General features: G+C 63.7%; 5 protein-coding genes. 3 read left to right on the forward strand and 2 right to left on the reverse strand.

Annotated elements, in window-relative coordinates; genetic code table 11:
• Window positions 1-518, reverse strand: a 518-nt coding sequence (locus EOA36_RS28210; RefSeq protein WP_245464496.1) for a PfkB family carbohydrate kinase, incomplete at its 3' end; no start/stop codon positions are given.
• Between the two features lie 151 nt (window positions 519-669).
• Between EOA36_RS28210 and EOA36_RS28215 the strand changes: the two genes are divergently transcribed.
• On the forward strand, window positions 670-1,119 hold the full coding sequence (locus EOA36_RS28215) for a FixH family protein (protein ID WP_127280325.1): 450 nt from the start codon (window positions 670-672) through the stop codon (window positions 1,117-1,119).
• 7 nt (window positions 1,120-1,126) lie between these two features.
• Window positions 1,127-2,326: a cytochrome-c peroxidase gene (locus EOA36_RS28220; RefSeq protein WP_127280326.1), complete on the forward strand. Its 1,200-nt coding sequence runs from the start codon at window positions 1,127-1,129 to the stop codon at window positions 2,324-2,326.
• Between the two features lie 57 nt (window positions 2,327-2,383).
• On the opposite strand, the gene EOA36_RS28225 is transcribed toward EOA36_RS28220, so the two are convergent.
• Complete coding sequence (locus EOA36_RS28225; protein ID WP_027046935.1) at window positions 2,384-2,836, reverse strand: Lrp/AsnC ligand binding domain-containing protein; 453 nt, start codon at window positions 2,834-2,836, stop codon at window positions 2,384-2,386.
• A gap of 163 nt (window positions 2,837-2,999) precedes the next feature.
• On the opposite strand from EOA36_RS28225, the gene EOA36_RS28230 reads away from it, so the two are divergent.
• The coding region (locus EOA36_RS28230) for a proline dehydrogenase family protein (RefSeq protein ID WP_189553395.1) at window positions 3,000-4,620 on the forward strand (1,621 nt) is incomplete at its 3' end.

Genomic DNA, 4,620 nt, shown 5'->3' on the forward strand with positions numbered 1-4,620 from the left:
CCGCGCCACAGTCGTGGCCGGTAGTTGGGATCGAAGGCGATCGTCGAGCCCGCCGCGCGCGCCTTGCCCACGGCCGCCAGCAGCGTCTTGCGCGAGGCATCGTCGAGAATTGCCAAAGTGATTCCGGAAAAGTACACAAGCGATTGATTTTGCATGCTTTTCGATAGTGCCGCCGGATCCGAAGCTAGCTGCCGCGCGGCGGCGTCGCCACGCCAGTAGGTGAAGGAGCGCTCGGCACCGGTCAGCGTGATCGCATAGAGGCCGGGGCGCGCGCCCGGTATGACCGGACTGGAGCCGATGCCGATGCCGTTTTCAGCGAAGAAAGCGATCTGGCCTTGGGAGAAGGGGTCGTCGCCGAAGGCCGAGACATAGGTTGCCGGCAGGTCAGCGCTAAGCGCATGCAACGCCCACAGCGTGTTGAACGTGTCGCCGGCAAAACCCATGCGCCAGTTCGGGCCCGTCTGGCCCGACAGTTCCAGCATGCATTCGCCAATCGAGGCGACGCCGTTTCCCATCATCTGCAATCCTCCAGTGATGTCGGTGCTGTAGCTTTTTGCCGGACGCAGCGCCATGCTTGGCAAGCAGGCTTTTTTCCGCCACAGCGTTTTCCCACAGCCTGGCGGGATGCGATCCGTCCGGCAGAACGTTATCCGCAGAAGAGGAACCGGTTTGGCATCGTTATGGCGTTATCTCCTGGCAGGTCTTGGTCTGGCTGCTTTGCTGGTCGGCGTTCTCGCGGTCGTCTATCTGACCGCGCCGCATTCGGCACAGCCTGTCGGTCCGGATGTCTCGAGGACGAAGAAAACCGACAACGGATTGTATGTAGCGAGTTTCGTGCCGGAACGCGGCGTGGTGCGGCAGGGCGAGCTGGAATCCTGGGTGCTGACGCTGAAGACAAAGACAGGGGCTTCGGTGGAGCGAGCCGCGATCGCCATCTCCGGCGGCATGCCGCAGCACAATCACGGTCTGCCGACCAGTCCGCAGGCGACCGACTATCTCGGCGAGGGACGCTACCGCATCGAGGGGCTCAAATTCACCATGAGCGGCTGGTGGCAACTGCGTTTCGCCATATCGTCCGGCGCGGGCTCCGACACTGTGCTGTTCAACGTGGTGCTGTGAGCGGTCGATGAGGCGCCTTTTCTGCTTTTTGGCGCTGACGGTGGCCGTGCTCCTTGGCGGTTGCGGCAAGCCGGATTTTTCCGATGCCGAGAAGAAGACGATCGCTTCGCTCGCGCTGAATACGCTGCCGGCGCTGAAGCCTGACACCACCAACCGCTTCGCTGATGTGCCGGCCGCCGCAGCGCTCGGCTCGACGCTGTTCTTCGATGTTGGGATGAGCCGCGACGGCACCGTGTCCTGCTCGACCTGCCACAAGATCGACCGCCAATTCCAGGACGACCTGCCGCAGGCGGTGGGTGTCGGCCGGACCAACCGGCGCACCATGCCGCTGGCCGGTGTGGCGCGCGACCCCTGGTTCTTCTGGGATGGCCGCCGCGACAGCCTGTGGGCGCAGGCGCTGACACCCCTCGAAAATCCGTTGGAACAGGCGGGAAACCGCACCGCCTACGCGCATTACATGAAGGCGCGCTTCGGCGAACGCTATGAGCGCATTTTCGGGCCATTGCCCGATTTTTCCGGCATTCCGCTGAATGCCAGCCCGCTTGGAAGCGATACCGAAAAAGCTGCCTGGAACGCGATGAGCGATGCGCAGCGTGACGCCATCAACAGCGTCTATGCCAATATAGGCAAGGCGATTGCCGCTTTCGAACGCTCGATCGAGCCGGCGCCGACGCGATTCGACCGCTTTGCGCTGGACCTTGCCACAGGCGCCGAGCCGAAAGGCGATGCGGCCTTTTCGCCGGAAGAAATCCTTGGGCTGAAACTGTTCATCGGCAAGGCCAATTGCGTGACCTGCCACAATGGCCCGCGTTTCACCGACAACGGTTTTCACAATACGGGTGTGCCGCCTGTTGCCGGCTTGCCGGCGGATCGCGGGCGCGTCGACGCGGTAGCGCAGGTCGAGGCCGACCCCTTCAACTGCTTCGGCGCTTATCGCGATGGCGAGGCCAGTGCCTGCGGCGAACTGCGCTTCATGGTCAAGGATGCGCCGGAACTGGTGCGCGCCTACAAGACGCCGTCGCTGCGCGGTGCTGCGACACGGCCGCCCTACATGCATGCCGGGCAGTTTTCATCGCTCGACGAGGTGGTGGCTCACTATGCCAAGGCTGCGCCGAGCGTCGAAGGGGTATCCGAGGTCCACCCGCTGGAGTTGTCGGACCGCGAGCGCGCCGCACTGGTGGCGTTCCTGAAGACGCTGTCGGAATAGCCCTTTCTGTTTGACCTGATCTTGTCCGAAACCGGCTTCCACTTTTCGGGATCATGGTCATCGGTCCTTCACCGTCTCCATCGCCACGAAGGTCGAGGTCTGGGCGACGTGAGGCAGGGCCGAGATGCGCTCGCCGAGCACGCGCCGGTAGGCGGCGATGTCGCGGGTGCGGACCTTCAGGAGATAATCGAAGCTCGACGCCATCATGTGGCACTGCTCGATCTCCGGCACGGCCTGTACGGACCGGTTGAAGGCATCGAGCGCCGCGGATCGGGTGTCCGACAATTTCACTTGGACGAAGGCGACATGGCCTTCACCCATGCGCTCACGATCGATGATCGCCTGGTACCCCCTGATGTAGCCATCCTTCTCCAGCCGCTTCACCCGCGCCTGCACCGGTGTCTTCGACAGGCCGACCTTGGCCGCCAGTTCCGACATGGAAAGCCGGCCATTGCCGGCGAGTGCCGACAGGATGTTCCTGTCGATGCGGTCCAATTGGTCTTCTGTCATCGAAGCCGCAGCCTGTATGAGCAATTTTTCGGCGACATGATAGGTCAATTGCACTGGCTTGTCGATTTTTTCAGACCGCCTCAGATCTGTGACTTGTGCTAGCTTGCGCCATTCGGTCCGGTGACCGCCGGTCCGCTCCCTTGTGCTTGCTCATAGGACCGCCATGCCGCTCGACGCCATCCGCCAGCAGATCCGCGCCAACTATTTGCCCGACGAAGACGAGGCCGTAAGGCGACTGGCCGAGGCGACCGGGCTTTCGGCCGGAGACCGCAAGGCGATCTCGGCCCGCGCGGCCGACCTGGTGCGGGCGGTGCGGGGCTCCACCGATCCCCGGCTGATGGAAGTCTTCCTCTCCGCCTACGGTCTGTCCACCAAGGAAGGCGTAGCGCTGATGTGCCTGGCCGAGGCGCTGCTGCGCGTGCCCGACACCGAGACGATGGACGACCTCATCGCCGACAAGATCGCGCCGCACGACTGGTCGGCGCATTCGGGCGGTTCGAGTTCGATCTTCGTCAACGCCTCGACCTGGGCGCTCATGCTGACCGGGCGCGTGCTCGATGAAGGCGAGGGCGGCATCGAAGGTACGCTGCGCTCGATGGTGCGCAGGCTGGGCGAGCCGGTCATCCGCAAGGCGGTGGCCGCGGCCATGCGCGAGATGGGCGAACAGTTCGTACTTGGCCGCACCATCGCCGAGGCCGTCAAGCGCGGCCGGCCGATGACGCAGAAGGGTTATCTCTATTCCTTCGACATGCTGGGCGAGGCCGCCCGCACCGAGGCGGACGCGCTGCGCTATCACAGGGCCTATGCCGACGCCATTTCCTCGCTCGACGCTGGCTCCAACGGCCCCGATATCCGCTTCAACCATGGCATCTCCGTCAAGCTTTCTGCGCTGCATCCGCGCTACGAGGTGGCGCAGAAGGAGGAAATGCTGCCTGTGATGGCCGAGCGGCTGTTGTCGCTGGCACTCGCGGCCAGGCATTCGCGCATGGGCCTCAACATCGATGCCGAGGAGGCCGATCGTCTCGACCTGTCGCTCGACGTCATCGAACGGGTGCTGGCCGAGCCGGAGCTCGCCGGCTGGAACGGGTTCGGCGTCGTCGTGCAGGCCTACGGTCCGCGCGCGGCTTTCACCATCGACTGGCTCTATGCACTGGCGAAAAAGTACAATCGCAACATCATGGTGCGGCTGGTCAAGGGCGCCTATTGGGACACCGAGATCAAGCGGGCGCAGACGCTCGGCCTTTCCGGCTATCCCGTGTTCACGCGCAAGGCCAACACCGACGTTTCCTACATTGCGTGCGCGAGAAAACTGCTTGGCATGACCGACCGGATCTATCCGCAATTCGCCACCCACAATGCCCACACCGTCGCCGCCATCCTGTCGATGGCTGACAACCGCGATACCTTCGAATTCCAGCGCCTGCATGGCATGGGCGAGGCCTTGCACGAAACCGTGCGCCGGTCAGAGGGCACGCGTTGCCGCATTTACGCTCCCGTCGGCGCGCATTCGGACCTGCTTGCCTATCTGGTCCGTCGCCTGCTGGAGAACGGCGCCAATTCCTCCTTCGTGCACCAATTGACCGACGAGGACGTCGAGCCGGAGGACATCGCGCGTGATCCGCTGGAAACGGTCGAAAGCCAGGGGCCGGCCGCCAATCCGGCGATCGCCAAGCCATCCCAGATCTTTGGGATCGGGCGCCGCAACTCGAAAGGATTCGACATTACGGACACGGTGACGCTGGCTGATATCGACAAGGCCAAAGCGGCCTTTGCCGGGTCGGATC

The organism is Mesorhizobium sp. M8A.F.Ca.ET.021.01.1.1, assembly GCF_003998025.1.
Lineage (GTDB): Bacteria > Pseudomonadota > Alphaproteobacteria > Rhizobiales > Rhizobiaceae > Mesorhizobium.

Bases quoted from the DNA above. Each gene is read 5' to 3' on its own strand.
- EOA36_RS28220 (WP_127280326.1), top strand. From the start codon at position 1,127: ATGAGGCGCCTTTTCTGCTTTTTGGCGCTGACGGTGGCCGTGCTCCTT.
- EOA36_RS28225 (WP_027046935.1), bottom strand. From the start codon at position 2,836: ATGACAGAAGACCAATTGGACCGCATCGACAGGAACATCCTGTCGGCA.